Here is a 953-nt window from a genome sequence, read left to right as displayed (position 1 = left end):
TTAGGGTAATCAACCAAGCCATCGCCGTCATTGTCAACGCCATCAGAGCATTGGGGCAAGGCAGTCGTCAAATTAAATTCATCATTATCGCCGACATTGATACACCCCGGATCGTTAGGGTAATCAACCAAGCCATCGCCGTCATTGTCAACGCCATCAGAGCATTGGGCCTGAATCGGACTTGTTTCATCATCATCGGCTGGACTAGAACACCCCGGATCGTTGGGGTAATCAATCAAGCCATCGCCGTCATTGTCTATGGTGTCAAGGCATTCGGTGGGGTCTAACTCACTATTATCAAATAAATTACTACACCCCGGGTCGACCGGATAATCAACTAAACTATCGCCGTCGTCATCTAAGCCGTTATTGCATTGCGTGGCTGGATCAATTTCGCTGTCATCAAGCTCCGAGTTGCATCCAGGATCATTTGGGTAGTCAACCAGCAAATCAGAATCATTGTCTGCCCCGTCGGAACATTCAGGGAGCGCATCAGTCTCATCATCATCTGACGCCGAAGCGCAACCTGGGTCATTCGGATAATCAATAAATGAATCGGCGTCATTATCCAAAGTATCTGAACATTCTGGCTCTGTGGGCGGATCTGTTTCATCCGTATCAGCCAAATTATCACACCCCGGATCGTTCGGATAGTCAATTAAGCCATCGCCGTCGTCATCTAAGCCGTTATTGCATTGCGTGACGGGATCGGTTTCGTCATTGTCAGTCAATGAAGAACACCCGGGGTCAAGCGGATAGTCAATTAAGCCATCGCCGTCGTTATCAATAGAATCAGCACACTTAGCCGCAACATCGGTTTCGTCATTGTCGCTAGCTGAAGCACACCCCGGATCAAGCGGATAGTCAATTAAGCTATCGCCGTCGTTATCCAAAGTATCGTTACATTGCGGAGGTGTAACCGGATCAGTTTCATCTCCGTCTAAAGCTGAGGT

Annotated in this window: 1 protein-coding gene (cut by a window edge); it reads right to left on the bottom strand. The window is 48.4% G+C overall.

All coding sequences use genetic code 11. From position 1 onward, the window contains the following. On the bottom strand, nucleotides 1-953 hold part of the coding region annotated (locus tag COT81_00500; protein PIS05563.1) for a hypothetical protein (this coding region is incomplete at its 3' end). 225 nt of the annotated region lie beyond the right edge of the window; 953 of 1,178 annotated nt are visible.

It is taken from the genome of Candidatus Buchananbacteria bacterium CG10_big_fil_rev_8_21_14_0_10_42_9, from assembly GCA_002773845.1.
Lineage (GTDB): Bacteria > Patescibacteriota > Patescibacteriia > Buchananbacterales > 21-14-0-10-42-9 > 21-14-0-10-42-9.
Note: the sequence above shows the minus strand (reverse complement) of the source record. Positions and strands in the feature narration are given on the sequence as shown.